Annotated in this window: 21 protein-coding genes and 1 pseudogene; 14 read left to right on the plus strand and 8 right to left on the minus strand. The window is 69.4% G+C overall.

All coding sequences use genetic code 11. The features are described 5' to 3' along the window. Window positions 1–581: 581 nt before the first annotated feature. From ACFYPA_RS29170 to ACFYPA_RS29185, 4 genes are all read right to left on the minus strand, one after another. On the minus strand, window positions 582–3,671 hold the full coding sequence (locus tag ACFYPA_RS29170) for an alpha-mannosidase (RefSeq protein WP_389135177.1): 3,090 nt from the start codon (window positions 3,669–3,671) through the stop codon (window positions 582–584). 72 nt (window positions 3,672–3,743) lie between these two features. Next, window positions 3,744–4,760, minus strand: coding sequence for a LacI family DNA-binding transcriptional regulator (locus tag ACFYPA_RS29175; protein ID WP_389135179.1), 1,017 nt, complete (start codon window positions 4,758–4,760; stop codon window positions 3,744–3,746). 55 nt (window positions 4,761–4,815) lie between these two features. Then, window positions 4,816–5,742, minus strand: a complete 927-nt coding sequence (locus tag ACFYPA_RS29180; protein ID WP_389135181.1) for an ROK family protein — start codon at window positions 5,740–5,742, stop codon at window positions 4,816–4,818. Beyond that, entirely contained in the window at window positions 5,739–7,451 is a 1,713-nt protein-coding gene (locus tag ACFYPA_RS29185) for a class I mannose-6-phosphate isomerase (protein WP_389135183.1), read from the minus strand. Before ACFYPA_RS29185 ends, ACFYPA_RS29180 begins: the two co-directional genes overlap by 4 nt. A 270-nt stretch (window positions 7,452–7,721) precedes the next feature. Between ACFYPA_RS29185 and ACFYPA_RS29190 the strand changes: the two genes are divergently transcribed. The 7 genes from ACFYPA_RS29190 to ACFYPA_RS29220 all read left to right on the plus strand — a co-directional run bounded on the left by ACFYPA_RS29190 (window position 7,722) and on the right by ACFYPA_RS29220 (window position 17,037). Then, complete coding sequence (locus ACFYPA_RS29190) at window positions 7,722–9,038, plus strand: ABC transporter substrate-binding protein (RefSeq protein ID WP_389135186.1); 1,317 nt, start codon at window positions 7,722–7,724, stop codon at window positions 9,036–9,038. Continuing rightward, window positions 9,035–9,976: a sugar ABC transporter permease gene (locus ACFYPA_RS29195; RefSeq protein ID WP_359083162.1), complete on the plus strand. Its 942-nt coding sequence runs from the start codon at window positions 9,035–9,037 to the stop codon at window positions 9,974–9,976. Before ACFYPA_RS29190 ends, ACFYPA_RS29195 begins: the two co-directional genes overlap by 4 nt. 2 nt (window positions 9,977–9,978) lie before the next feature. After that, window positions 9,979–10,809: a carbohydrate ABC transporter permease gene (locus ACFYPA_RS29200; RefSeq protein WP_359083164.1), complete on the plus strand. Its 831-nt coding sequence runs from the start codon at window positions 9,979–9,981 to the stop codon at window positions 10,807–10,809. Window positions 10,810–10,886: 77 nt separating this feature from the next. After that, window positions 10,887–12,062, plus strand: coding sequence for a glycoside hydrolase family 76 protein (locus ACFYPA_RS29205; protein ID WP_389135190.1), 1,176 nt, complete (start codon window positions 10,887–10,889; stop codon window positions 12,060–12,062). 88 nt (window positions 12,063–12,150) lie between these two features. Continuing rightward, a complete protein-coding gene (locus ACFYPA_RS29210) occupies window positions 12,151–15,240 on the plus strand; it encodes an alpha-mannosidase (protein ID WP_389135193.1) in 3,090 nt (1,029 codons plus the stop codon). A gap of 703 nt (window positions 15,241–15,943) precedes the next feature. After that, entirely contained in the window at window positions 15,944–16,279 is a 336-nt protein-coding gene (locus ACFYPA_RS29215; protein ID WP_389135195.1) for a MerR family transcriptional regulator, read from the plus strand. A 326-nt stretch (window positions 16,280–16,605) separates the two neighbouring features. Continuing rightward, a complete protein-coding gene (locus tag ACFYPA_RS29220; RefSeq protein ID WP_389135197.1) occupies window positions 16,606–17,037 on the plus strand; it encodes a hypothetical protein in 432 nt (143 codons plus the stop codon). Window positions 17,038–18,579: 1,542 nt separating this feature from the next. On the opposite strand, the gene ACFYPA_RS29225 is transcribed toward ACFYPA_RS29220, so the two are convergent. Then, window positions 18,580–18,990 (minus strand): DUF6233 domain-containing protein, encoded by a 411-nt coding sequence (locus ACFYPA_RS29225; protein ID WP_389135199.1) that lies wholly within the window; start codon window positions 18,988–18,990, stop codon window positions 18,580–18,582. Beyond that, the gene (locus ACFYPA_RS29230) at window positions 18,920–19,267 is read right to left on the minus strand and encodes a hypothetical protein (RefSeq protein WP_389135202.1); all 348 of its coding nucleotides are present in this window, start codon (window positions 19,265–19,267) and stop codon (window positions 18,920–18,922) included. Before ACFYPA_RS29230 ends, ACFYPA_RS29225 begins: the two co-directional genes overlap by 71 nt. 223 nt (window positions 19,268–19,490) lie before the next feature. Here ACFYPA_RS29230 and ACFYPA_RS29235 point away from each other — a divergent pair, with 223 nt between their 5' ends. Then, complete coding sequence (locus tag ACFYPA_RS29235) at window positions 19,491–20,066, plus strand: hypothetical protein (RefSeq protein ID WP_389135205.1); 576 nt, start codon at window positions 19,491–19,493, stop codon at window positions 20,064–20,066. On the opposite strand, the gene ACFYPA_RS29240 is transcribed toward ACFYPA_RS29235, so the two are convergent. Both ACFYPA_RS29240 and ACFYPA_RS29245 read right to left on the minus strand, forming a co-directional pair. Beyond that, a complete protein-coding gene (locus tag ACFYPA_RS29240; RefSeq protein WP_389135207.1) occupies window positions 20,014–20,904 on the minus strand; it encodes a hypothetical protein in 891 nt (296 codons plus the stop codon). The genes ACFYPA_RS29235 and ACFYPA_RS29240 overlap by 53 nt on opposite strands. A 182-nt stretch (window positions 20,905–21,086) precedes the next feature. Continuing rightward, window positions 21,087–21,239, minus strand: a complete 153-nt coding sequence (locus ACFYPA_RS29245; protein WP_389135210.1) for a hypothetical protein — start codon at window positions 21,237–21,239, stop codon at window positions 21,087–21,089. Window positions 21,240–21,352: 113 nt separating this feature from the next. On the opposite strand from ACFYPA_RS29245, the gene ACFYPA_RS29250 reads away from it, so the two are divergent. The 6 genes and pseudogenes from ACFYPA_RS29250 to ACFYPA_RS29275 all read left to right on the plus strand — a co-directional run bounded on the left by ACFYPA_RS29250 (window position 21,353) and on the right by ACFYPA_RS29275 (window position 25,032). Next, complete coding sequence (locus tag ACFYPA_RS29250; protein ID WP_389135212.1) at window positions 21,353–21,580, plus strand: hypothetical protein; 228 nt, start codon at window positions 21,353–21,355, stop codon at window positions 21,578–21,580. Between the two features lie 60 nt (window positions 21,581–21,640). After that, window positions 21,641–22,813: a hypothetical protein gene (locus ACFYPA_RS29255; protein WP_389135213.1), complete on the plus strand. Its 1,173-nt coding sequence runs from the start codon at window positions 21,641–21,643 to the stop codon at window positions 22,811–22,813. Further along, window positions 22,702–22,962, plus strand: a pseudogene (locus ACFYPA_RS29260) (hypothetical protein); the annotation flags it as partial. The gene ACFYPA_RS29255 and the pseudogene ACFYPA_RS29260, both read left to right, overlap by 112 nt. A 227-nt stretch (window positions 22,963–23,189) precedes the next feature. Then, entirely contained in the window at window positions 23,190–23,576 is a 387-nt protein-coding gene (locus ACFYPA_RS29265) for a restriction endonuclease (RefSeq protein WP_389135216.1), read from the plus strand. A gap of 275 nt (window positions 23,577–23,851) precedes the next feature. Beyond that, window positions 23,852–24,511, plus strand: a complete 660-nt coding sequence (locus tag ACFYPA_RS29270; protein ID WP_389135217.1) for an adenylate/guanylate cyclase domain-containing protein — start codon at window positions 23,852–23,854, stop codon at window positions 24,509–24,511. Then, the gene (locus tag ACFYPA_RS29275; protein ID WP_389135219.1) at window positions 24,508–25,032 is read left to right on the plus strand and encodes a Pycsar system effector family protein; all 525 of its coding nucleotides are present in this window, start codon (window positions 24,508–24,510) and stop codon (window positions 25,030–25,032) included. The genes ACFYPA_RS29270 and ACFYPA_RS29275 overlap by 4 nt, the downstream gene beginning before the upstream one ends. The last annotated feature ends 86 nt before the right edge of the window (window positions 25,033–25,118 follow it).

Genomic DNA, 25,118 nt, shown 5'->3' on the forward strand with positions numbered 1-25,118 from the left:
CGGACGCCGACACCGTGCGGCGCCGGGCACCCGTCCATTACGGATGGACTGTCCGGCCCCCGGTCCGGCGGGCGGAACGGGCACCGCGTAGAACGGAGGTGCCCGTCCGACGGCCATGGCCCAAGGAGGGCCGTACACATGCCGCTGGTCGATCCGGTCGCCGTCACAGTCTTGCGCGGCAGCCGCAGTCGATCTGGGCCTCCGAGCCCGGGCTCGACCTCGGCCCGCAGGCCCGTGACCTGCGACTTCTTCATCTCGTCGGGAGCGTGTCGCGGATCCACCGGCGGAGCGAGGACTGGGATACCGCAAGCTTGTGCTCGTCCCGCAGCCGCTGGTGGACTGTTGCGACGGTCACCTTCCCCAGCAGGGACTCGAAGAAGGTGCAGTGCAGATCTCCGGCCAGGTCGGCTGCCGCGCCGGTTTGCCAGTTCCGGAGACCAGCCCTTGATCAGTTCTTTCCCCGCCATCGCCTCGTGCGCCCGGGCGTCCGCCTCGCTCATCGGCGGCCCGCCCGGTGCGATCCCCGACGCCTCCGCCGGCGCCGGACACTTCCTGACCGTCTCGCGGTCCACCCCCACCGCTCACAAGGCCGTGTCGGCAGGTGAGTCCTCGTTTCCGGCGGGTACCAGGCGCAGGGTCAGGATCTGGAACGGGCGAAGGGACAGCGTCACCTCGGAACCGCGGAAGGCCGGTGCCACCGCACCTTCCAGATCCCGTTCCAACAGGTCCGTGATCCGGGCCGAGGCCACAGGGAAGCCGACCCTGAGCGTGGTCCGCACACGGCCGCCCCCGGACTCGTAGAGGCGGACGACCACGTCGCCCGAACGGTCGTCCGCGAGCTTGACCGCCTCGATGACGACGCCGTCCTCATCGGTCAGCACCAGCGGCTCGACGGCCGCACCGCCGGGGACGGCACGCTCGGGCAGGTTGAAGTGGTATCCCTCGCGGATCGCGTCATGGATGTCCGCGCCGAGGACCAGCCCGTATCGCAGACGGTGTTCACCCCGGTCACAGTCGGGGTCCGGGAAAAGCGGGGCCCGCAGCAGCGAGACCCGCGCCGTCGTGGTGGTTCCGCCGTCGGATCGAACGTCCCGCGTCACGTCGTGGCCGTAGCTGGAGTCGTTGACCAGGGCCGCGCCCCAGCCGGGCTCGGAGAGGTGCAGGTAGCGGTGGGCACAGATCTCGAACCGGGCGTTGTCCCATGAGGTGTTGGTGTGCGTGGGGCGCCGGACATGACCGAAGGGGATCTCGGCGCTCGACTCCGCCGCCCGTATGTCGAGCGGGAAGGCGGCCTTGAGGATCTTCTCGCACTCCTGCCAGTCGATGTCCGTCTCGATGTCGAGACGGCGGCTTCCCTCGTCGAGCCGCAGCACCTGGGTGATGCGGGAGGCGTTGAAGCTTCGCACCACCCGTACGCCGCCCGGGGCGGCGCTGACCTCGTCGGCCTCGGTCAGGTCACGCACGGTGTTGCGGTAGAACGTGTCGACGTCCCAGGCGTCCCACTGGTTCGGGAAGTCCTGGTGCAGCTGGAGAAGGTTGCCGACTGTGCCCGGCGCGAGCGCCTCGCGTCCGGCCGTCAGGTCGAGTGCGGAAGTCACCAGGCCCCGGTCGTCCACCGTGATGCGTACGAGGCCGTTGTCCAGGACGAACCCACCGTCCTCGGCGGGCCGGGCGGCGACGGGGCCGGCAGCCCGCGCACGCGGTGAGGCGCCGAGCGCGGGAACGCCGTCCCGGGCATGCGGAGCCGCGTTGAACACGGTCTCACCGCCCGTCCCGCTGCCGCTCCCGCCCGCCGCGAGACTGCGCTGGGCGGTGTCGATGACCTCCCCGAGCTCGCGGGCCACCTCCGCGTACGTCTCCTCGGCCTCGCGGTGCACCCAGGCGATCGACGTACCCGGCAGGATGTCGTGGAACTGGTGGAGCAGCACGGTCTTCCACACCCGGTCGAGCAGTTCGTACGGGTAGGGCCGGCCGGTGCGCAGGGTCGCGGTCGCGGCCCACAGCTCGGCCTCCCTGAGCAGGTGTTCGCTGCGCCGGTTGCCCTGTTTGGTGGCGAGCTGGCTGGTGAGCGTGCCGCGGTGCAGCTCGAGGTAGAGCTCGCCGACCCAGACGGGGGCGTCCGCGTACTCCTCCCTGGCCTTGGTGAAGAACTCCGCCGGGCCCTCCATCTCCAGCCGGGCCGAGCCTTCGAGGTCCGCCAGCCTTTCGGCACGAGCCAGCATCTCGCGGGTGGGACCGCCGCCGCCGTCGCCGTAGCCGAAGGGGACGAGCGAACGGTTGGCCGCGCCCTTGTCCCGGAAGTTGCGCTCGGTATGTCCGATGTCGGCGCCGGAGAGGTCGCCGTTGTAGGAATCGACGGGGGGGAAGTGGCTGAAGATGCGGGTTCCGTCGATGCCCTCCCACCAGAAGGTGTGGTGGGGGAAGGCGTTGGTGGTGTTCCAGGAAATCTTCTGGGTGAGGAACCATTCGATGCCGGCCAGCTGCATGAGCTGGGGCAGGGCAGCGTTGTAGCCGAACGTGTCGGGCAGCCACATGTCCTTCGTCTCGACGCCGAACTCCTCCAGGTAGAAGCGCTTCCCGTGCACGAACTGCCGGACCAGCGACTCCCCGCCGGAGAGATTGGTGTCGGGCTCCACCCAGAGGCTGCCGGTGGGCAGGAACTGCCCGGTGCGCACCTTCTCGACCACCCGGGCGAACACCTCGGGCCGCTGCTCCTTGAGCCAGGCCAACTGCTGCGCCTGCGACATGACGAAGCGGAAGCCAGGGTGGTCGTCCATCAGCGCGGTGACGTTCGAGACGGTCCGGGCCGCTTTGCGGACCGTCTCGCGTACGGGCCAGAGCCAGGCGGTGTCGATGTGCGCGTGGCCCACGGCGGAGACGCGGTGTGCGCCCGCGTGTGCGGGGGAGGCCAGCGCGGGGGCGAGGATCTCGCGAGCGTGCGCTGCGCTTCCGCCGATCTCCTGGAGGTCGATCACGTCCAGGGCACGGTCCAGGGCGTGGGCCAGTTGCAGGCGCCGGGTGGAGTCCTCGGGCAGTTGGTGCATGAGCCCGCCGAGTACGTCCAGATCCTGTACGAGTTCCCACACGACGGAGTCGAAGACGGCGAAGTCCATCCGGGTGAGCCGGTAGAGCGGCTCGTCCGGAGCCCCGTCGCCGTGCAGCCATGGCGCGACTCCGCCGGCCCGGGTCGGGACGAACGGGTCGCCGCCGGCACCCGAGTCGAAGATGACCGGATTGGCGGCTGCCTCGACGTAGTAGACGAACTCCTCGCCCCCGCAGGCAGGTTCGGCGATCGGTAGCCACGCGTTGCGGGGATTGAGAGCCTTGACCGGCGTTCCGTCGGCGCGGTACACGAGGCCCTCCGCGGAGAAGCCCGGCTGGGTGGTGCCGAAGCCGAGGTCCAGAACCGCCTCGACCCGCTCCCCGGCCCAGGCGGTGGGCACCGTGCCGCTGATCCGGAACCAGCTGGTGGACCAGGCCGGTCCCCACGTCGCGCCGGTGCGGACCGGTTCGTACGGCGCTGCGATTCCGTCGGACACGGGCACGGGCTCGCCACTGACGTTCCAGATCGCGACGTCCAGCGGCAGGCTCTCGCGGTACACCGCGGGCCGCAGGCGCTGGTCCAGTACGCGGGCGAGCCGGCGTTCGGTGACCGTTCGGTCGTGGTGCATGGGAACTCCGTGAGGGATGACGGGAGGCGAAAAGGGCAAGCCGGTGCCGTGCGAGGGGCGGCAGGGGCTGCGTCAGCGCGTCCCGTAGCGGATGACGTGGGTGGGGACGACGGTTCTGCGGGCCGGAATCGGCTCGGTGGGCGAGCCGTTGATCCGGTCGATGAGCATCTGGCCCGCCCGCCGGCCGATCTCGTCGGCGTCGTACGAGACGATGGTCAGCGGCAGACCGAGGACGTCGGCGAGGTCGAAGTCGTCGAAGCCGGCGAGCGCGACCGGTCTGCCGAGTGCCCGTACGGCGCGGATGGCTCCCTGCGTCAGGCGGTTGTTGGTGCAGAAGAGAGCCGTCGGCGCGTCGGGCGTGTCAAGGAGCGCGCGTGCGGCGGCCTCGGCGGTGGGTACATCGGTGAGCCCGCGACGCACCTGGCTCTCGGCGGGCTCGATCCCGGCGCTCTCGTGGGCGGCCCAGTATCCGCGGAACCGTTCCGCGCCGGTGTAGAGAGCGGGCGGGTTGCCCAAGAAGCCGATCCGGCGGTGACCGTCCGCGATGAGCTGTCCGGTGGCCTGCTCGGCGCCGCCGAAGTCGTCGACCAGGACGCAGTCGGCGTCCATCCCGGCGGGCGGCCGGGATGCCAGGACGATCGGCATGCCGCGCAGCGCTGCGGGCGCCAGGTGACGGTGGCTGCTGCCGGCCGGGACGACGATCATGCCGTCGACCTGACGGGACGCCAGGTCCTCGACGAGCCCGCGCTCCTTGTCGACCTGCTCCGCGGTGTTGCTGAGCAGCACCCGCAGGCCGTGCTCGGACGCCACCTCCTGCACACCGAGGGCCAGGCGCGAGTAGAACGGGTTGGCGAGATTGGTGACGACCAGTCCGATCATCCCGCTACCGCCCAGACGCAGGCTGCGCGCCGTCTCGTTGCGCCGGTAGCCGAGCTCTTCGACGGCGGCGAGCACGCGCTCCCGCGCAGTCTCGCTGACCCGGGTGTCGTCCTTGAGCACCCGGGAGACCGTCATGGCACTGACGCCGGCGCTGGCGGCCACGTCGCGCATCGTCGGGGCTCCGCCGTCGCCCGATCGGGGCTGTGCCATGGGCGGTTCTCCTGCGGGGTCGTCGGGTGGCCGGTGGGTCGCGGACGCCGTCATTCTAGGTCCGTACCGGGGGAGCGCCGACGGACCTGTGCAGAGCCCAGTGGGCGGCGCCGATCAGGGGTGCGTCGGCGGGGCGCCGGGCCGTGACGGTCAGGGGCGCGGTCCCGGGTGCCCAGGACTCGAAGCCTGCCCGGACGGCGGGCCCCACGAGGTCCCAGGACCCGGCCATCGACCCTCCGACGACCAGGAGGTCCGGCCGGAACCGCTCGCACCAAGGCGCGAGCGCCCGGCCGAGCGCACCGAAGCAGTGCCGGACCGTACGCAGGGCGTGTGCGTCACCGGCGCGGGCCGAGCCGGTGATGTCGTGCACGTCCGGGAGGCGGTGGCCGTCGGACACCGCGGCGGCCCGGGCGTAGAAGCTGCGGATCGCACGCCGGGAGACCACCTCCTCCAGCGGGAGCCCGTCGACGGCGAGCCGGTGCGCCCTGCCGCCGGGCGGCACGTCGGGGCCCTCCACGACCGGGTGCCCCCCGTCCAGGAAGGAGGAGCCGACACCGGTGCCGAGCGTGATGCACACGGCGCGGCGCCGGCCGGCGGCCGCGCCCGCCCGGTACTCGCCGATGGCGAAGGCGTCGGCGTCGTTGACGAAACTGATGCCGCTCGGGGCCCCCGGGAGCCGGTCGAGCAGTTCCGCGCCCACGTCCACACCGTGCAGCGACTCGAACTTGCCGATTCCCCGGAACCGCCCGACACCGGCGGCGTAGTCGAAGGGCCCCGGTATCGCCACGCCCCAGTGCGCGGCCGCAGGGACCTCCACGCGGTCGGCGACGGCGGCGATTGCGTCGAGGAGCTCACGGGCCGGGGCGTCGGCGGGGACCGGCTGCCGGACGGCCGAGAACGGGACGGGCAGTCCGGCCTCGGTGTCGATGACGGCGGCCGTTACATGCGTGCCGCCGATCTCCAGCACGGGAACGTGGCTCATGCCTGCGTCACCAGGGACTTCACCACGTGCACCGGCCGACTGCCGACGGGGTGCAGCCGGTAGGGGCCGACGGACGCGGGCACGGTGAGGGTCTCGGCGAAGGCGAGGTCGTGACGGAGACCGCCGGCGGTCTCCACGACGACGCCGTCACCGGCCGAGACGTTGAGGATGTGGAAGCGGCCCGCGGTGTCGTCCTCCGCGGCCTCCGGCCCCTCGATCACGAAACGGTGCACCGCGTAGAACATGTCGGGCAGCGCACCGACGATCTCCTCGCGCCAGCCCCGGCCCTCGCGCAGGGTCCGCGGCTGCTGGACGAGGTCCTTCAGGACGTCGTCGCCGCGCCGCGAGGTGTCGAGGTTGGCGAAGCCGTGCGCGTAAGAGAGGGGCCGGGGAGCACCGGAGGTGCCCTTGCGCAGCCAGTCGTAGAAGCGCAGGGAGTAGAGGTAGGGCGTGGCGCTGATCTCCAGGACCAGGTTGCCCTCGCCGGATGAGTGCGGGGTGCCGGCCGGGATCATGAAGAGCTGCCCGGCGTCCGCCGGGTGCCTCATGACGTGGTCCTCGACGCGCAGCGGGAGCCCGTCCGCTGCGGCTGCCTCGACCTCCTTGCGCATGACGTCCACGTCCGTACTGTCCCGCAGGCCGAGATAGACCTGTGCACCGGGTTCGCTCGCGGTCACGTAGTACGTCTCGTGCTGGGTGTACGGCCAGCCGAACGTTTCCCGCATGTACTGCTCCTGCGGATGCAAATGCAGCGACAGGTTGCCGCCGCCGACGGTGTCGAGGTAGTCGAACCGGATGGGGAACGACGTGCCGTAGCGGCGGTGGACGTCCGGGCCGAGGAACTCCTCGGGGTGCAGTTCGCACAGCAACTGGAAGGGGATTTCCACCTGGGCGGCCTCGTCCTGGCCGACGAGGATTCCGGCTTCCGGAGCGATGAGTTCGTAGCCGAGGGCCGTGTTGCCGCCCCGTGGTTCGAAGCCGAGCTCCCGCGCGCCCCACTGGCCGCCCCACGGTGTGGAGTTGAAGAAGGGGCGGGTGCGGACGGGGCCGGTCGCGAGTGCGGCGAGTGTGGCCCGCACGGCGGCGCCGTCCAGCGAGGCGGGGCCCTGCTCGCCCTGGAGGTCGACCCATCGGTCGACCCGGTGGGCGAAGGCGTCGCGGTGGCGGTCGCCGACAGGCCAGTCGGTGTAGAAGAGGCTGCGCAGCTCACCGGGGGTGCCGGGGCGGCCGAGGTTGGCACCGAGCGGCAGCTCTCCCCGGGTGACTGCCTCCTCGGCGTACCGCTTGGGGAGGTCGGCCCACCAGAGCAGGTCGGGCTCGGCGAGGGCGGCCCCCGGACCGAAGACGAGAAGGACGCCGACGCGCGGGCGCTCCTGGACGGGGGGCGTCTCGAAGAGGTCGCTCATGGAGAACTCGGCGAGGGGCAGGAAGAACGGGTCCGCGTCCGCGGCCGGGACGCAGAGCCGTTCGACGGCAGCCGCGGACCAGAGACCTCGTACGTCGCACATAGTGACCTCGGCACCCCGGGCGCGCAGAGCGGCGGCGAGGGAGCCGGCGGCCTCCTCCCAGTCCAGCGCGGCGGGTCCGTCGAGGGCGAGGACGGTGGGGGTGGTCGGCAGGTCCGCCGCGGCGGCCGCCCAGCCGGTGACGACGGCGCCGCCGGTGGCGGCGTACCGGGGGTTGCGTTCGTAGGGACGGGGCTGGTGCACAGATGCTCCTGAGGACGAGGGTCGGCAAGCACGTGAATGGTATCGATAACATTCGGGGTGAACAAGATGTGCTCGACAATGACCCTTGATTCCATGCGCTGAAGTGCAGATCTGTTGATTCTGAAGAGAAACCCTTGTTTCGATCTCATGGTGTCGTTAACATCCTGGCAACCCGGAGCGCGGAGACGAACCAGGTACGCGCATCCGGTGGATCTCCACACCGCACCCCAGAGCCACGGATCCCGCCGGGATCCAGAGGGAAGTGAACCCATGAGATCAACCGGCGAGACGACAGAGCAGTCGTCTCACCCGCTCCGCCGGCGCACCGTGCTGGCGGGCCTCGGAGCCGGCGCGGCCGCCGCGCTGACCGGAGGCTGCGCACGGGGCGACAGCACGGCCTCGATGCCGGGGACGACGTCACTGGCCAACGACAACGCGACCTGGGACGCGGGATACGTCGAAGCCGGACGCGAGCTCAAGAAGCTCACCGGCTACGCGCTGCGCCCGCTGTCCAACCCGAACCCCACCGCCTACACCCAGGTCACGCAGATCTCCCTGCAGACGACCAAGGCGACGGACCTGATCAAGTGGCAGTCGGGCTACAACCTCAAGCAGCTCGCGCGTACGGGCAGCCTCAGCGACCTGACCGGGATCTGGGACGCGTACGAGCGCAAGGGCTGGGTGACCCCATCCCTGCGCGACGCGATGTCCTACCGGGGGTCCGTGTACGGGGTGCCGCTCTACCAGTCGTACTACGTGCTGTTCTACAACACGCAGGTGTTCGACCGGCACGGACTGCGGGCGCCCGGGACATGGGAAGAGCTGCTTCACAACGCGGAGGTGCTCAAGAAGTCCGGCGTCACCCCGTTCGTCGCCACACAGAGCGGCAACTGGCCCGCGTACGAGTGGTTCGAGGAGCTCATCAGCAAGGTCGATCCGGTCTTCTACGCCGACCTGATCGCGGGCCGGGCCCGGTACACCGATCCGCAGGCGCACAAGGCCATGCAGATCTGGCAGGACTTCATGAAGAAGGGCTGGATGACCCCGGCCGACTTCGACCAGAACAACGGTCCCGCCGCGCTGAAGACCGGCAAGGTCGGCATGTTCCTGCACGGTTCCTGGCAGTCGCAGGGGCTGGCAGCGGCCGGGATGAAGCCGGGAGAGGGCTTCGACGCCTTCGTCCTGCCTCCGGTCGACTCCTCGACGAAGCGATCCGTCATCACCGAGGCGGGCGTTCTCGCCGTGCCCGAGAGGGCCGTGTCGCACGACGCCGCCCTGGCCAACGCCGGCAACTGGCTGCACCCCTCGGTCCAGCGCGTGTGGACCGACTTTCTCCAGGACGGCTCGGCCAACCCGAAAGCAGTCACGTCCAATCCGGTACTCGCCCGCCTCAGGAAGAGGGCGCTGCGCGAGCACTGGACCGAGCTGCCCCGCTACGGACAGTCCGGGCCGCCCAATCTCATGCAGGGAAACACCGACGACCTGGGCGCCTTCATGACACAAGCCATGTCAGCGGAGGCGACGCTGCGCAGCATGGCGAGCCGGGCCTCCAAGGAGTGGGCCGCCTGGAACAAGGACGAATCATGACATCGGCAGTCGACAGGCGCCCCACGGCAGCCCCTTCACCCGTGCCGCCCCCCGTATCCCCCGTCCGTACGCCCCCGCGCAGGCTGAAGGACCGGCTGGCGGGCGCCGGCTTCCTGGCGCCCGCCGTCCTCCTTGTCGCAGCCCTGCTCCTCACTCCGTTCGCCGTGACGCTGTACCGCAGCTTCTTCGGCGACGGCCGGGTCTCCTCGTTCTCCTGGCTCACCAACTACGGGCTGTTCCTCAGCGATCCGGTTCTCGCGAAGTCCATAGAGAACACCCTGATGTGGGTGGTCGGCACGGTCGCCCTGCCGCTGGTCCTGGGCCTGGGCATCGCGGTCATGACCAACCAGTCCGGATGGTCCAGGGTGGCGCGCCTGCTCGTGGTCCTGCCGTACGCGATCTCCGGATCCGCCGTGGCCGTCGTGTGGAACTTCATCCTCACCACGGACGGCGCGGCGAACCAGGCCCTCCAGGCGCTCGGCCTCGGCTCGTTCGCCCAGGGCTGGCTGCTCGAATGGCCGGGCAACACCCTCGTCATGATCGTCGCGAACACCTGGCAGTCCACCGGTGTGGCCGTGATCCTCTTCCTGGTCGGCCTGCAGACCATCCCTCCGGAAACCCTTGAGGCGGCCTCACTCGACGGCGCCGACGGCCTGCGGAAGTTCTGGTACGTCGTCATGCCCCAGCTGCGGACCGTGTCCGTGATCGTCGTCGGAAGCAGCCTGGTCAACGGCCTGAAGTCGTTCGACCTCATCTGGGTGCTGACCCAGGGCGGCCCCGGCCGCAGCTCCGAGACCCTCGCCGTCTCGATGTATCAGGAGACGTTCCTCGCGCTGCGTCCCGGCGCCGGGGCGGCGGTCGCTGTCGTCCTGACCGTCATCGTGCTGCTGGCCTCCTGGCTGTATCTGCGGCGCCAGCTGACCCCGAAAGGCGCATGAGCATGTCCACCCGCCGCATCTCCGCCGGAACCGCCGTCCGTAACACGGTCCTGGTCCTCGTCTCACTCCTCTGGGCCGTGCCCACCTGGCTGCTGGTGGTCAACGCCCTGGTTCCGGCCGCCGAGTACGGTGGCAGCCCGCACTGGCTGCCGCACGGGGGCTTCGGTCTGTTCGACAACATGTCGCAGGCGTGGACCCGGGCCAGGCTCGGCCCCGCGATGGGCAACAGCCTGCTGTACGCGGTGACCAGCTCGGCCGCGGCCATCGTGGTCGCCACGACCGCGGCGTTCGCCACCGTGATCATGCCCGTGAAGCACAAGACCCTGTGGTTCTGGCTGATCTACTCGGGCACGCTGTTGCCTCTCCAGGTCTTCCTGCGACCCCTGTTCCTCGCCTACGCGCGCACCGGCCTCTACGACGCGCAGATCGGACTGTTCCTGGTCTATGTCGCGGTGGCGATCCCGTTCGCGTACTTCATCATGCGCAACTTCGCCCAGACGCTGCCCGGTGAGGTGATCGAGGCGGCCAGGCTGGACGGGGCATCCTGGTGGCGAGTGTTCTGGCAGATCCATGTGCCGCTCTCCAGGTCCGCGATGGTCGCCGCGTTCGTCTTCCAGTTCGTCGCCGTCTGGAACGACCTGCTCTTCGGGATCACCTTGTCCACCAGTCGCAACATCCGCCCGGTGATGGCCGCGCTCGCAGAGCTTCAGGGCAACTACTCCAACGTCGGGCCGCCGGTCGTGCTGGGCGGAGCGCTGCTTGTCTCGCTGCCGACCGTTGTCCTGTTCTTCTCCGCGCAGCGCTTCTTCGTCAGCAGTCTCAAGCTCGGCTGATCCCGGCCGAGGCCGTACGCACGGTCCGCACCAGTCCCCGCACCCACGCCCCGAGCCGACCCCCGAAAGGCACCCCGGTGAAGATTCCCGCCCGCACCGCCCTCGCGCTGGCCGCCGCCCCGCTGCTGTGCACCGCCCTGTCTCCCATGCCCGCTGCCGCCGCACAGCCGGCCGCGGGACCGTGGAAGGACCGCGCGGTCCACACGTACGACGCACTCCAGAAGCACCTGTACCAGGGGGCGGACAACCACGGCCTGTACCAGGAGAAGACCCCGCGCCAGAGCGCCGACAACGCTCACTCCTATCTCTGGCCGATGCGCGAGGCGGCGGCCGCGACGGTCGACATGGCCGGCCTCCCCGGTAAGGGCGACAGCTACACGCAGGACGCGGCCGAGCGATTTGCCACCCTGGAGCTCTACTTCAAACCCCGCGACGGCCGCCCCGGGTACGACTCGTACCTGCCTGCACCGCTCGGCCAGGGCGGTGACGTCTTCTACGACGACAACTCCGTGGTGGGCCTGTCGCTGCTGGACCAGTACCGCTCCACCGGGAACACCACCTATCTCCACCGGGCGGAACTGACCTTCGACATCGTCAGCCGCGGCTGGGACGACGATCCGGCCAAGGAGTGCCCCGGCGGGATGGACTGGGTGGACTCCCCGGCCAACACGATGCGCGCCGCCAACGTGACGGGGCTCGCCGCCGAACTCGCCGCCCGACTCCACCAGGAGACGCACAAGAGCCGCTACCTGACCAGCGCCCAGAAATGGTACGAGTGGAACTGGTCCTGCCTGCGCGAGTCCCCGGGCCTCTACCGCAACAGCCGCGGCGACGACGGAACCGTCGACCCCACCCTGTGGACCTACAACTCCGGCGCCATGATCGGGACCGCGACGACGCTCTACCAGGTGACCGGGGACCGCTCCTACCTCAAGCGCGCCGTGCAGGATGCGGACGGCTCGCTCGCCTACTGGAAGCAGGGCGAGCGCCTGCACGACCAGCCGGCGATCTTCAACGCGATCTACTTCGACAACCTCCGGATCCTGTCCGGGGCGCACCCCGGACAGGCCTACCTGCAGGTGGAGAAGACGTACGCGGAGCGCACCTGGAAGGAGAACCGGGACCCGTCGAACGGTCTCTTCCGTTTCCAGCCGTCGGGCGGCGGCGACTACGACGCGGCCGCCCCCGCAGAGACCCTCGAACAGTCGGCGATGGTGCAGATCTTCGCAGGCCTCGCCGACGACGACTCCTGACCTCGCATCCTGCGGTCCGCCCCACGCCCCAGCACTGCCCACGCACGCACCGAACCGGCACACCACGCCAGAGCGGAGAACCCTCTCCATGCCCCGCCCCGACCTGTCCCGCCCTTCCTGGTGGGACTCCGACATCGCCCGCGACATCCTGCGCGACCGTGGCGTCAGCGCCACCGGCGCGCTCGGCGGACACGACGTCCGGCTCTCCTGCGAGCCACTGCTGCGTCATGACGGCGACGGCGGTCTCCTGCAGTCCGTACGGGTACGGGCCGGTCGTCCCCTCACACGGGCTCGTGTGACCACCCTGTCCGGGACGTCCCTGCGCTGCGAGCTGATACCCGGCCCCGAGGGCGACACCCGGCTGCTGGTCCCCGAGGTCGACGCGGCCCTCCCGGTCCTGGTGGAGCTGCCCGAGCTGGCGCAGGGTGAGCACATCGAGGTGCTGCTGACCCCACAGCGGCACTGGACGCTGCACCTCGTGCAGCACGCCCACCTCGACATCGGCTACACGGACCCGCAGGGAACGGTGCTCGCCGAAGGCCGCAAGTACCTCGACTCCCTCCTCGAACTGTGCCGTGCCACGGACGGCCGGCCCGACGCATCGAAGTTCCGGTGGGCGGTCGAGGGCTTCTTCAGCTTCGAGAACTGGTCGGCGAACCGCCCGCCGGAACAGGTCGCCCGGTTCCTGGAACGCGTGCGCGAGGGCCGCATCGAGCTGACCGCGATGCCGTTCAACCTGCACACGGAGACCTGCTCCACCGACGAGCTGCACGAACTGCTGCGCCCTGTACGGGAGCTGCGCGAACGCCACGGCATCGACATCACCACGGCGATGCAGACGGACGTCCCCGGGCAGGTCGTCGGCCTGCCCGACGTCCTCGCGGACAGCGGCATCCGTTATCTCTCGGTCGCCCACAACTGGGCCGGCCGAGCAGTGCCGCACCACAACGGCGGCGGGGAACTGCCCCGGCTGTTCAGGTGGCAGGCGCCGAGCGGTCGCAGCGTGCTGGTGTGGCGCACGGACACCCCGCACGGGCTGGCGTACATGGAGGGCTCGATCCTGGGCTTCGACGAGTCCTTCGAACGGGTCGACGACCTCCTGCCCCACTACCTTTCGGCGCTGGCCACTCATCAGTACCCGCACGAGGGGCGTGGCATCCCGGGGTTCCCGGTCCTGGACGAGGAGTTCAAGGGCGATCCGTACCCCTGGGACATCCTGCACCTGCGGGTCCTGGGAAAGTTCGCGGACAACGGGCCGCCGCGCCGGGTCATCGCGGACACCGTGCGCCGGTGGAACGAGGAGTGGGCCTTCCCCGCCCTGCGCACCTCGCGCAACGAGGATTTCTTCGCCGACGCGGAAGCCCGTTACGGGGACCGGCTGGAGACCTTCGAGGGTGACTGGAGCGACTGGTGGGTGGACGGTGTCGGCGCCGGTGCCGTCCCGCTCGCGGCCACCCGGGACGGTCAGGCGGCGCTGGCCGACGCTCAGACGGTGGCCGGGCACGCGGAGATCCTCGGTGCGGCGGGCGCCGGAATCACCGCGTCGGCTCCCGAGGTCTACCGGGCCGCCTCCCTGTTCAACGAGCACACCTGGGGCGGCGGTGACCCCTGGACGCACGGCGACCACGGCCACGCCTCCGGCGAACGGCAGTGGCACTGGAAGTACGCGCAGGCGCTGCGTGCGCACGACGACGCGAAGACACTCCTGGACGGCGCCGGCGCGGCACTTGGCGAGCGCCTCGCGCCGCGCGCGGGCACCCTGGCCGGCTACTACGTCAGCAATACGTGCAGCTGGCCCCGTTCGGAGACGGTCCGGCTGTTTCTTCCGGAGAGCACGGTTCCGCTGGAGGATCCGGTCCGTGTGCTCGACGCGCGCGACGGCGTACCGGTTCAGCACGTGGAGGAGGCCCAGACGAACGAGCTGCATCGGGCCGCCGGACGCTTCCTTCTGTTCCGCCTGGCGGGCGTGCCTGCGCATGGGGCGGTCCGGGTGGACATCGTCGCGGGGGAGGAGACGTCGACGCCGGCCACGACCGAGGACCGGGAGCCCACCGTCCTGGAGAACGATTTCCTGCGCGTGCGCGTTGATCTGCGGTCCGCGTGGATCAGCTCCGTCACCGACAAGCGGACCGGCCGGGAACTGGTGCGGCAGGACGCGACGCTCGGCCTCAACGGTTACGTGTACGACCAGTACGCCACGGCCGGCGGCTTCAACCATCAGTCCAGCAAGACCACGGCGAACGAGTCGATGCACCTCCTCGCCTCCCGTACGGCAGCCCCGCCGGCGGCGCTGGTGGACCGCTTCCGGGACGCCACCGGCGAGACGCTGGTCTACGAGTGCGCACCGGCTGGTACGGAGCTGTTGCGGGTACGCGTACACCTCCCGCACGGACAGGCCCGGATCGATCTCGAGAACCGGATCGTGAAGCGCGCGACCCTGACCAAGGAAAGCGCCTTCTTCGCCTTTCCCTTCGCCATGTCACAGCCGGTCGTCCGCATGGAGGCCACGGGCGGCATGACGGGCACCGGTCTTGCGACGGTGCCGGGATCGGCGCGGCACATGCGTGCGGTGCGGCGCTGGGTGAGCTTCGAGGAAGAGACCACAGTCGCCGCCGTGGCCACCCAGGACGCCCCGCTGGTGCAGGTGGGCGGGATCGCGATTCCGTACGCGCCCTATCCGCAGTCGCTGGCCCAGGACGAGCCCGGCACCCTGTTCTCCTGGGTGCACAACAACATCTGGGACACGAACTTCCCCTCCGAGCAGGCCTTCGACCACGTGTTCCGCTACAGCGTGGCCGTAGGGGAGGCCCCGCACACCACCGGCCCCGAGCTGGGGATGCACACGGCCGCCGCCGGCAGCCGGCCGCTGATCGCCGTCCGGGCGCTGGGCGAGGAGAGCGAGAAGCCGGATGCCTCCTACGGACTGCTGACGATCGGCGATGCCCGGGTGCGGGTTGTGGGTCTCACCGTTCCGGCCCCCGGACAGGTGCTGGTCAGGCTTCAGTCCTACGCGCAGGAGCCGGTCGCCTGCCGGATCACCCCCGGCTTCCCCGTCACAAAGGCCGTGGCGGCCGACTACCTCGGCGCAGCCGGTGAGCTCCTGGCACCGGATGGCAGGGGCGCGACGACCATCGACGTACCGGCGCTGGGAACGCGGGCAGTGCTGCTGCGCCTCTGAGCGTCCGGCGAGAACGTCGTCCCGCATGATCCACGAGGACCGACGCGGAGGGCGGCAGCCGGGATGGACCGCGCGGACGTTCACAGGCGCATCGCGGAGCTGGCTGCGCGGGCTGAGTGGTCGAGGGGGATTACCTCACGAGCGACCACACGGAAATCTATGTCAGCGACAGTAGACATTGGGTGATGGCGTGGATATGGTTTCTCGCGTAGCCGGAAAGGCCGCCGGGCCTGGCAGAGATGAACTGCCAGGCAGGAGCACGAGCGGAACGGGTGGCTGCAGTTCGCAGGACGGTTCGGTGGCGGAGTTCCGAAGCCAGGGTTGTTGCAGGACGGCGACGGGGCTGGCGACCGGACCGGGTGGCCCGCAGTGATCAGGGGCGGCCCTGCAGCGCTACCCGTAGGTGCGTGCGCAGAACCCAGCGGTCAAGTAAGTGATCGATCTCAGAGGGAAGAACGGAGGGGCCAGACGCCATCAGGATCGTCCGGGCGGAATGACAGAGCCCGGGTACCGCAGGACATCGATAGTGAGGTGGTCTCCGGTCGAGCAACCGCGATCCCCGCAACCCCGGCAGCATCGCGCCGGCACATGCGGAAACAGAAGGCCGGCACAGCATTAGGCCGGCAGATGGTGTAGCAGTTCCTGCGGGGCCCTGGTGCCATGTGGCACCAGGGCCCCTCCACGCGTTCCACAGAGAGGTGCGATGACAGCGGGCGACTCGTTCGGACGTCTCGATGACGACGACTACCCCGCTTACACCATGGGCCGGGCCGCCGAAATGCTCGGGACCACGCAGGGTTTCCTTCGTGCCATCGGCGAAGCCCGCCTGATCACCCCGCTCCGTTCCGCGGGCGGCCACCGCCGCTACTCCCGCTACCAGCTGCGCATAGCCGCGCGCGCCCGGGAACTCGTCGACCAGGGCACCCCCATCGAGGCCGCCTGCCGCATCGTCATCCTCGAGGACCAGCTCGAAGAGGCTCAGCGCATCAACGCCGAATACCGCGCGGGTGTCAGCCCGTCGGGCGTGGCGGATGGCTGATCTGTGACCGGCCGACACGTACGCGCTTCTTGAGGGCAGGGGAAGAGGTACGCCGATGGCGTGACCGGGGCGGCGAGTCGACTCGTTCGTCCTCGGTGACGTGAACCCGACTGGAAACGGCCGCGAGACGTGCTGTGATCAGGCGGCGTCGACAAACGCCGTTACGTCTACCTCGGCACAGCAACCGCCGCAGCCCTCACCATCTTGCTCCGAACGTGATCGCCCGGGCAAGTCCTTGGCGGCGAACTCCGCGTACGGAAGGAGCCCTGACGGCTCCGGGTCCCAAACCGATTGCCCCCGGTACCCGGCACGGTGTGACATGTGGCATGAGCAGAATGGCACAGGTCATCGTGTTGGCGCGGTACGAGGACGAGGTGATGGAGCCGCTTACGCGGCCGGACGAGGCGCGCACCTGGCACGGCTGCTTCGTGCAGATCCCCTGGTTCGTAGGGGGCTGGCACATCGAGTTCGAGCGGTGGAACCGGCGCCGCGGCGTTCTCAAGGATCTGGAGTCCCTGCCGTGGAATGAGCCCGCCTGCGTGCAGGTCATGCTGCACGACGAGGACGACGACCTGTTCGGTCTGCGGATGTTCCGTGGCGAGGTCCTCGTTGAGGTGGGCATTCCCGGCACCCAGCGGGTGCATGCCGCATCCTCGCCGTGGGACGTGGACCCCGGCTTCCTGGTCCGGACCGGCCTGGGCAGGGGAGAGGAACGGCACTCGCCAGAGCATGTACAAGACCCGCGGTCGTGCTGGTGACCCGGTCCGAACTTGGGCCGGACAGGTACTGAAGTCGCCCGTTGCCGGCCCTGCCCGAGGCCGGACCGGTTTCGTTTGGCTCCGAACATGATCGGCAGGACAAGTCCTAGGTGGGTTCCCCTTGAGAGACGGCTGTCCGGGCCGGGCCTTGCCCGGGAGCTGTGCGTGAATCACGGACGGCGGCAGGGTGATGAACGCCATCTGCCGGACCCCGGGCGCGGTCGGGGATGGGAGGCGGTGTGGAAGGTCCGGCCGCCCGCGCGGATCAGCTGCGTGGAGTGCCGGCACCCCATGCGCGAAGACCTCCGAGTGGAGCCTTCGCTTCTTTGCCCACGCTCCGCACGCGCCGGGCCGCGAGATCGCCCGCCAGGGCGAGTCTGAGGCCCGCCACCTTCTCAAGCTGGAGCTCGCCACCGCCGCCAGGCAGGCCGGAGCCCACGCCGAACTGGAGGCCCGTGCCCCGGACGGTTCCTGGCGGGCGGATGTGCTGGCCGCTGCCCCGGCTGGAACCTGGCGGATGGCGCTGGAGGCCCAGCCCCCCGATCACCGCAGCGGACATCACCGAGCGTACGCAGCGGATGGACGCCCATGACGTGACCTGCTGCTGGTTTAGTGACCGGGCGCGCCTGCTCTGGCTGCGCCCGCCCGTTCCTCGTACTCAACTGCCCTGCGGGTGCTGGAGGATTCTTCGCCCACCTGTTCACTCGGCAGACGCCTCCGGCCCCGAATGCGACGGTCGCCGACCTCCGTACGATCTCCATCGTGGACGTTGGGGGAACGGCTGGCAGCAGGGACCAACTATCGCGCCTTCAGGGGCTTACCGATGACGAACTACTCAAGTCAGGGAAGAAAATGGAGAAGGGAAACCATCGGGCAGGCCTCCTCATCGAGGCTGCGATGAGGAGTGCCCTTACCGGAGAAGGCAAAATCACCTGGAACACGCCCATCCACATCAGGGGGTGGGAGCGTTGGCTCGACTGAGCTGGCGGCTGTTCAGGCGTTCCCGCGGTGCTGCTTCCGTCCGGGCGGCCGACGCGGTGACCGCCCTGCTGGTGGTAGGGCTGCTGGAAATCCGGACTCTAGCGAGGCAAGCGCCGGCTGAGAGCGGGCTGCCCGACAAGGAAGCTGTGTTGGCGCGTGTCCTGATGATCTCAGAGATCTGTCACAGCTTTCCGGCAACTGCTGACGGATCCCGGACTATGCGGGAACGCCGAGCCGCGCACGCTCTGGCCTGGAGGTATTCGTGCTCGGGTGCCAATGCCCAGCAGTGGATCCGAGAGAGCCTGCGTGACAGAGGCCAAGAGTATGAGCGGGCCCTGGAGGCGGCGTTGAAGGCCGGGGACTAGAAAAATTGTTCGTCGGTACGGGTGGTAGCCGATGATCGAGATGTGAGGCAGTCAGACAGCAGGCCTCGTCAGCGGACTGGTCACGCGCAATTCGCCGCTGTCGGCACCCCTGGCCGCAGGACCTTGGCGGGTTCTCAACGTTGTGCGCGGGCGGCCCCGGGCTGGCTGCGACGTGGGGCGGCGTCAGCCGACCAGGTCATGCTGGCGGGAGTCCGTTCTCGGGCATGCAGATCGGGCAGGGCTCGACTTCCGGTTCGTCCAGGGCGATGACCGCATCTCCGTAGCTGATGGAGCCGAAGGAGCCCTTGTAGAGGGAGCAGGTCCCCGCGGTGCAGGGGCGAGGCTTCGTGTGAGCGTTGTGGCTGGATCTTCCATGACTCCCGGGCCTGTGCCCTGGCGCGCTTGTCCCTCTGCGGCCTTGAGCTCGCGCACTCTTTGGTCCGCGCACCGCAGCTGCCACGCGAGGTACTTCCAGGTGGCACGCCACTTGTCGAGGCTGGATATCGCACCAGAGCCGCTGGAGCCGGACGTCGCTCTTAGCCTGCCTCGCCTGCCGGCTGTTCATGGGCGTGCTGCAGCGCCATGCGGGCCGCGACCACGTTTTCATTCAGCCCTTTCCAGTAGGGGTGCGTCATCACCGTGGTGCTCAGCTCCAGTAGCTCGGCCCGGTATGCGGCGAGCTGTTGGCGTTGCTCGTCGGTGTAGCCGGGGCTGTCGGGCTTGGCGGAGCGGTAACCGGAGTGCAGCTGCTTGTCCGCCTCCCACCCGGGCATTGGCTCGGCTGACCACGGCAGCTTCTTGGCGTACTGCTCCATGGTGGCGCGGGTTTGGTGGAGTGCGAGCTGGGCGTCGCGCAGGTCCTGGGGAATGTCGTACGTGGGCACACCCGAATAGTACGAATGTTCGAATACCGGATGCGAGGGCATGCCGGTTACCGCGCCCGGTCTCACTCGGACGGCGCCGTACCGCGCCGCGCCGGGGCCGGCGTTCAATGGTTCGGATTGCGCCCTTCCCGGCGCCCGAGGTCGGGAAGGGTTGGGGCAGTGGCGGGCGATCGGGCCGCGGCGCGTCAGCAATGTCGTGCGCGGGGGAGTGTGGGGTGGGGTCATGTGGGAGACCGAGGAGTTCGGTGCGTCGCATCAGGGGCGCCCGGGTCCGGTGCTGGCCGACGGCACCGAGCCGAAGCCGCTGATCTTCGACATGGGCAGTGGTGCGGAGACGCATCAGACCAGTGACTGGTGGGCCTACGACGGCACGCTGCGTGCCCCGCTCGCGACAGCGCTGCGAGGTGCGTGTTCGTGCGGCTGGCGCGCCACTACCCTCCACCCCCTTAACTGGCAGGAGGTCACTGCCGAGGGCCCGGAGTGGTACGACACCAGCGGGCCGGAGGTCAACTGGGACCAGCACATCACCGACGTCGAACACCGCGTCGTCCCCGTCCCCGAAGACGTCACCGCCCTCCTCGCACAGCTCCGCCCCCGCCTGGACACCCTGGCCACCGACGCACCCCTCGCCGCCCTCCGGGGCGTCGGCGCCCTCGAGCACCCCATCGCCGAGGCCGCCCGCACCGCCGCCTGCAACGCCCGCGCCGATGACCAGCCCTGGGACACCATCGCCACCGCCCTCGGCCTCACCGAACCCGACACCCGCACCCGCCTGCACCGCTACGCCCGGCACCCCTGAGCCGACTGCGCCGGCGCCCGGCTGCTGGTGGTCGTTCGTTGGCGGCGGGCCGCGTATGACGGGCTTGCTCGTCAGGAGAGTAGCGGTCCTTGCATTCGGCGCCCTTGGGGCAGTACCGGTCGAAGGGGACGTCGGGCCAGTACTTGGCGTTGTCCTTGTCGAAGGTGGTGCAGGTGCTCAGGCAGCGCTCGGTGTTGGTGAAGTCGACCTTGGCGGCTGCCTTGTCCGTATACACGGTGTGGGCGCGCAGGCCGTACTCAATGCGAGCGAGGGATCCGCCGCGGGTGTATTCGGTCGCGGTAGATGCCCCGGTGTTCGGGTTGACGTTGCGGCCGTAGTAGTTGACTTCCTTGTTCCAGAAGTAGGCCATGGCGTCGGCGTGCGGGTCTTCGACGTAGTCGAGGTTCCACCGCCATGCCTGCTGGCACATGGAGTCTGCGAACGCGGTCGCGTGGCACGGCTCGCCCGTCTGGTTACCGAAGACCGGCACGGTCCAGGTGGAGTTGGTTTCGGCCTTGCCCGTCGTCCAGCCGGGCAGCCGGTTGTACCCGAAGTGGTACTTGGTGCCGTCGGGGGTGGTGACCACCCAGTACTCGCCGTTGTCGTCCTTGTTATTGCGGGCGGTGTCGGTGAGCTTCTCCACCTTGGTGCCGTTGTCGCTCTCCATGTGCCACGTGCCGGAGGCGGTGTCCTTGACCAGGACATTGGACTGACCGCCGAGATTGATGACGGCGTTGTCCTTCTTCCAGCACAGATCGCCGACCTTGGCAGTCGTGTTGCTGTTCGTGGTGTCGTCAGCGCAGGAGACGTACTGGCGCTCGATATAGCCCGGTTCCATCGACCAGCCGTCGCCGATGCTGTTGGCCTGGTTGTTCGTCGCCGCAGTGCGGCCATCGATGGACTGCGAGGAGTAAGCCAGCTTCAGGTCGGGGGACGTTCCGCCGGGAACGTCGGGGACCGCGAGGGGGTTCCCGGCCCCTGCTCGGAACAGGGCCGACGGCCTCGCCCCGAGCAGGCTGACTAGACCAGCGGAGGGGTTACCAGCTTTGCCGCGCCCGGATCGATGTCCGCCGGGTGCGCGAGGGTGGGGAGCTCGTGGTCAAGGAGACCGTTGAGCGCGATGGCCGCCTTGCTGAGCAGGTGCGCCCTCTGGACCGACTGGCCGTCGGCCACCGCCGCGTAGAAGCGAGCGGCGTAGGTGATGGCGTCGGTGTCCAGGGTCGGGCCCGGAGTGAGTATGTTCGTCCGATGGTGCGTTCGAAGCGCTTCGGGAGGGGAGAGTGCCAGTGGACCTCGTCGCGATTATGAAAGCACTGGCTGAACAGGGCGTAACGGTACTGTTCAAGGCTGACGCTGAGCGGATGGCAGAGAGGGACAAGCCTTGGACCTTCGTCGCCAGTGGAGCGCCGTTGCGCGAGGACGTTCTTGTGCGAACCGATGCCGCGTCTGTGGAGCAATGCCTCGCAGTGTGCTTGCCCCGCCTGCGTGAGCTGGGCTTTTCGTTCCCTGAGTGAGAAAGCGGGTGTGGCTGAACTGCCGCCCTGGATGTCAGTGCCAGCTGCTTACATGAGCCCATGGACACCGTGCACACGACCGCCGACCTCCTCCCGGGCCCCGCCGAGCTCCGCGCGCACCTGCGCGCGCTGGCCGTGCTGGACCAGGCGATCTGCCGCGACCCGCGGTTCTCCCGCTACTCCTTCTCCACCACCTGGGGGCCTGGGACGCAGGCGGCCCTGATGGACAACGGCTCGGGTGACGACTTCTCCGTCCTCTTCACCCCGGCCGGTGTGCTCGTCCGCGGCTTCGACCACGAGTCGGAGATGAGCCCGTACGGCACGGACGACGAACAGGTCTGGCCCGGTGTCATCGACGAGGTGCCCGCCGCGCTGCGCCCGCTCCTGGACGACCCGGCCTTCGTCGACGAGGGCCTCGGCGCCCCGCGGGTCACCGCCTGCCTGTGGTGGGAGACCGGCGGCAGCGCCTGGCGCACCGGCTCGGGCATCGAGTTCCCCTCGGGCAGCCCGGACCCGGACGGCTCCGGGCACCTCTTCCGCCTCCTCACCGACCGCTCGCCCGAGGCCGTCCAGGCGCACTTCGAGGAGGACTACGGACGGCCCGTCCCCCTCGGCACCGTCCGCCACGTCCTCGCGGGCCACCCCCTGACCCCCGAAGCCGCCCGCGGCCTCAACCCGGCCGCCCTTTCCGACGAGGCCCTGCTCCGCCGGATCGCCGCCGACCCCAAGGTCGAGGCGTACCTCGCCTGCGACGGCGAGTTCGACCTCACGCGGACCGACCCCATCGAGTCGATCGCCCTGCCGGCCGGTCTCCCGGTGGAGCCCGTGGCCGGCTGCAATGCGGGGGGCACCCACTACCTCTGCGGCCCGGCCGGCTCCGACCGCGTCCGCCCCGTCCTCTACACCGACTCCGAGGGCCAGGCCTCCCTTATCGCGGAGTCCCTCGCCGAGGCCCTGACCCTGGCCATCGTCCTCCCTTCCTGGCACGACGCCCTGGCCGGCTTCCGTCCCCCCGCGCTCAACGCCGACTACCTTGAGGACAACCCGGACCACCCCGAGGTCCGCGACCGCCTCCTCGCCGCCCTCCGTCTCCCCCCGGCCACCGAGCCCGAGGTCCTGGCCCGCCTCCTCCCCTCTCCCTCGGGATCATCCCCTTCGCCGCGCAGCGCGCGGCGTGGCCGCTGGAGGCGTTCTACGTCCACGACGCCACCATGGCCGTGGTGGAGACGCTGACGGCGGAGATCAAGGTGAGCCAGCCGCGCGAGCTTGCCGACTACATGAAGGCGTTCACCGGCCTCGCGGAGATGACCGTCTACGGCGACGCCGCCCGCGGCCTCATCCCGGCCACGACCCGATTGAGGACCAATCCACTTCCTCCGTAGCGTCGAACAACACCGACACCTCAGCAACGGAGGCGGGCCCCATGAGCGCACCCCCGCCCGCCGACCCTCAACCGGAAGGCCGCGGCCTTCAGCCGCCCGGCTTCGGCCGGCCCTCCCCGACGCTGCTGGAACGAGCCGACCGCGGCTACGCCCGGCTTCCCCGCCGTCCAGGCCCCCGACATCCACCCCGGCGACCACGGCCAGGACGACGACGCGGCGGGCGCCTAATGAGCGGCACCCACATCGTGCTCCAGGACCCCCACGGCCTCTTCGAGGCCGAACTGCCCCTGGACCGCGCCCCGCACAAAGCCCTCGTGACCGCAGTCCTCACGTGGAAGAACCCGGACCTCGCCCCCAGCGACTACGAACAGATCGCCCTCCACCTCACCGGGCACGCCCGCGCCGTGGCCTCCGACGTCCGATGCCACGCCGCCGCCCTGCCCAAGAGCGACGGCCGCGGCGCCCTCGCCGAAGTCGTCCTCCGCGAAGCCGACGGCCGCCTCTCCACCCCGATCGAAGGAACGGCCCGCTGCGCCCAGAACCGAGCCCGCCTCGTACGGGCCCTCTACACGCGGCTGGACCGCCTCACCGAGCCCGTCCCGGCCGCCACGTAGCACAGCTGGAGGACCGTTCCCACGGACTTGCAATGCTGATCGCGGACGGACATGTCGGGGCTCCGCCGAGCGTGCCGTAGCCGGCCGGTCGCTCAGACGGGGTGAAGTCCTTCTCGTCGGTGGTGAACCAGGGCTTCTCCGGTCCGGCGAAAAGGAGGACCGCTGTCAGTGCGGGCGAGTAGTTTCCTGCCAAAGCACACGGCAAGAGACAGAAGGTCATCCATGGCACTTGGCGACGACATCCGCTCCGATCTGGACAAGATGGTGGGCAACCCTTGGAGCATCCGGAACGGCAACGTCGTTCCAGGCACAGACGACGTACAGCTCTACAACAACGACGCCGCAAGCTGGACGCCGTCTACCTCTACGCCGACCTCCTGGGTTCCACCAAGCTGGCCCGCGACTTCACCCCCGAGGTCGCCGGCAAGGTAATCCGTTCTTCGTTGCGCACCGCGTCCACGATCATCAAGAAGTTCGACGGCGAGATCCGCAGCTACGACGGCGACCGCGTCATGGGTATCTTCATCGGCGACTCCAAGAACACCAACGCCGGAACGGTTGCACTGAAGATCAACGCCGCGATGCAGGAGATCGTCCAGCCTGTTCTCTACGCCAAGCTGCCGATTCTGCAGAGCAAGGGCTACCTGCCTCGAATGTGCGTCGGGATCGCATCCGGGGAGGCGTTCATCGCACGAGCCGGCGTACGGGGCAGCAGCGACCTGGTATCTATCGGCCGAGCCCCGAACGTTGCCGCCAAGCTCAGTGACATCCGCGAGCCGGGGAACTACCGGACGTACATCACTACGCAGGTCTACCACAGGCTCAGAGAAGACGTGAAGTTTGCCGAGGGAGCCAGCATGTGGGAGGAGCGCAGCGCCGAGGTCGGCGGGGAGCAGATGACGATCTTCCGATCCAACTACCGGTGGTCGGTGTGACCGCGCCAGACCCGGCCTCGGCCGAGGCTCACGCGAGAGCCGTCGAGACTGCCTGGCGGATCCACGCGGAACTGGGCAATTGGACAGCGAAGGTGGACGCCAAGGCGTCCTTCGCGCTCACCCTGGAATCTGCGGCAACCGCTGGCGTCATCGCCCTCTCAACCGACGACCACGTCCTCGCGAATCTTCACGGATGGGGTACCCGCTCCCTTCTCTGGATCGGGACCATTCTCGTACTTACCTCTGGCGTTTTCTCGATGCTGGTCGTCGTCCCCCGCCTCCGCGCCCGAAAGGTCAAAGCGGAAGCCCCCTCGAACTTCATCTACTTCGGCCACCTCATGCACCGAGAGTCCGCGGAACTCACCACTGCCCTGAAGCAGGCGGACATACTTCCGGTGCTGAGCCGCCAGCTCATCGCCATGAGCAAGATCGCGTGGGGCAAGCACCGCCATGTCCAGCTGTCCTTCAGCATCTTCGCAGTGGGCGCCGCTCTCGTTTTCCTCGCAGGGTTGCTTAACTGACCCGATCACCACAACAGGCCACGGCACGCCGCTCGTCCCGGTCTGGATGAGGGAGCGGCCCGAAGATCCCAGGTCCTACGCACGCC

This window comes from Streptomyces sp. NPDC005775 (assembly GCF_042871565.1).
Classification (GTDB): domain Bacteria; phylum Actinomycetota; class Actinomycetes; order Streptomycetales; family Streptomycetaceae; genus Streptomyces.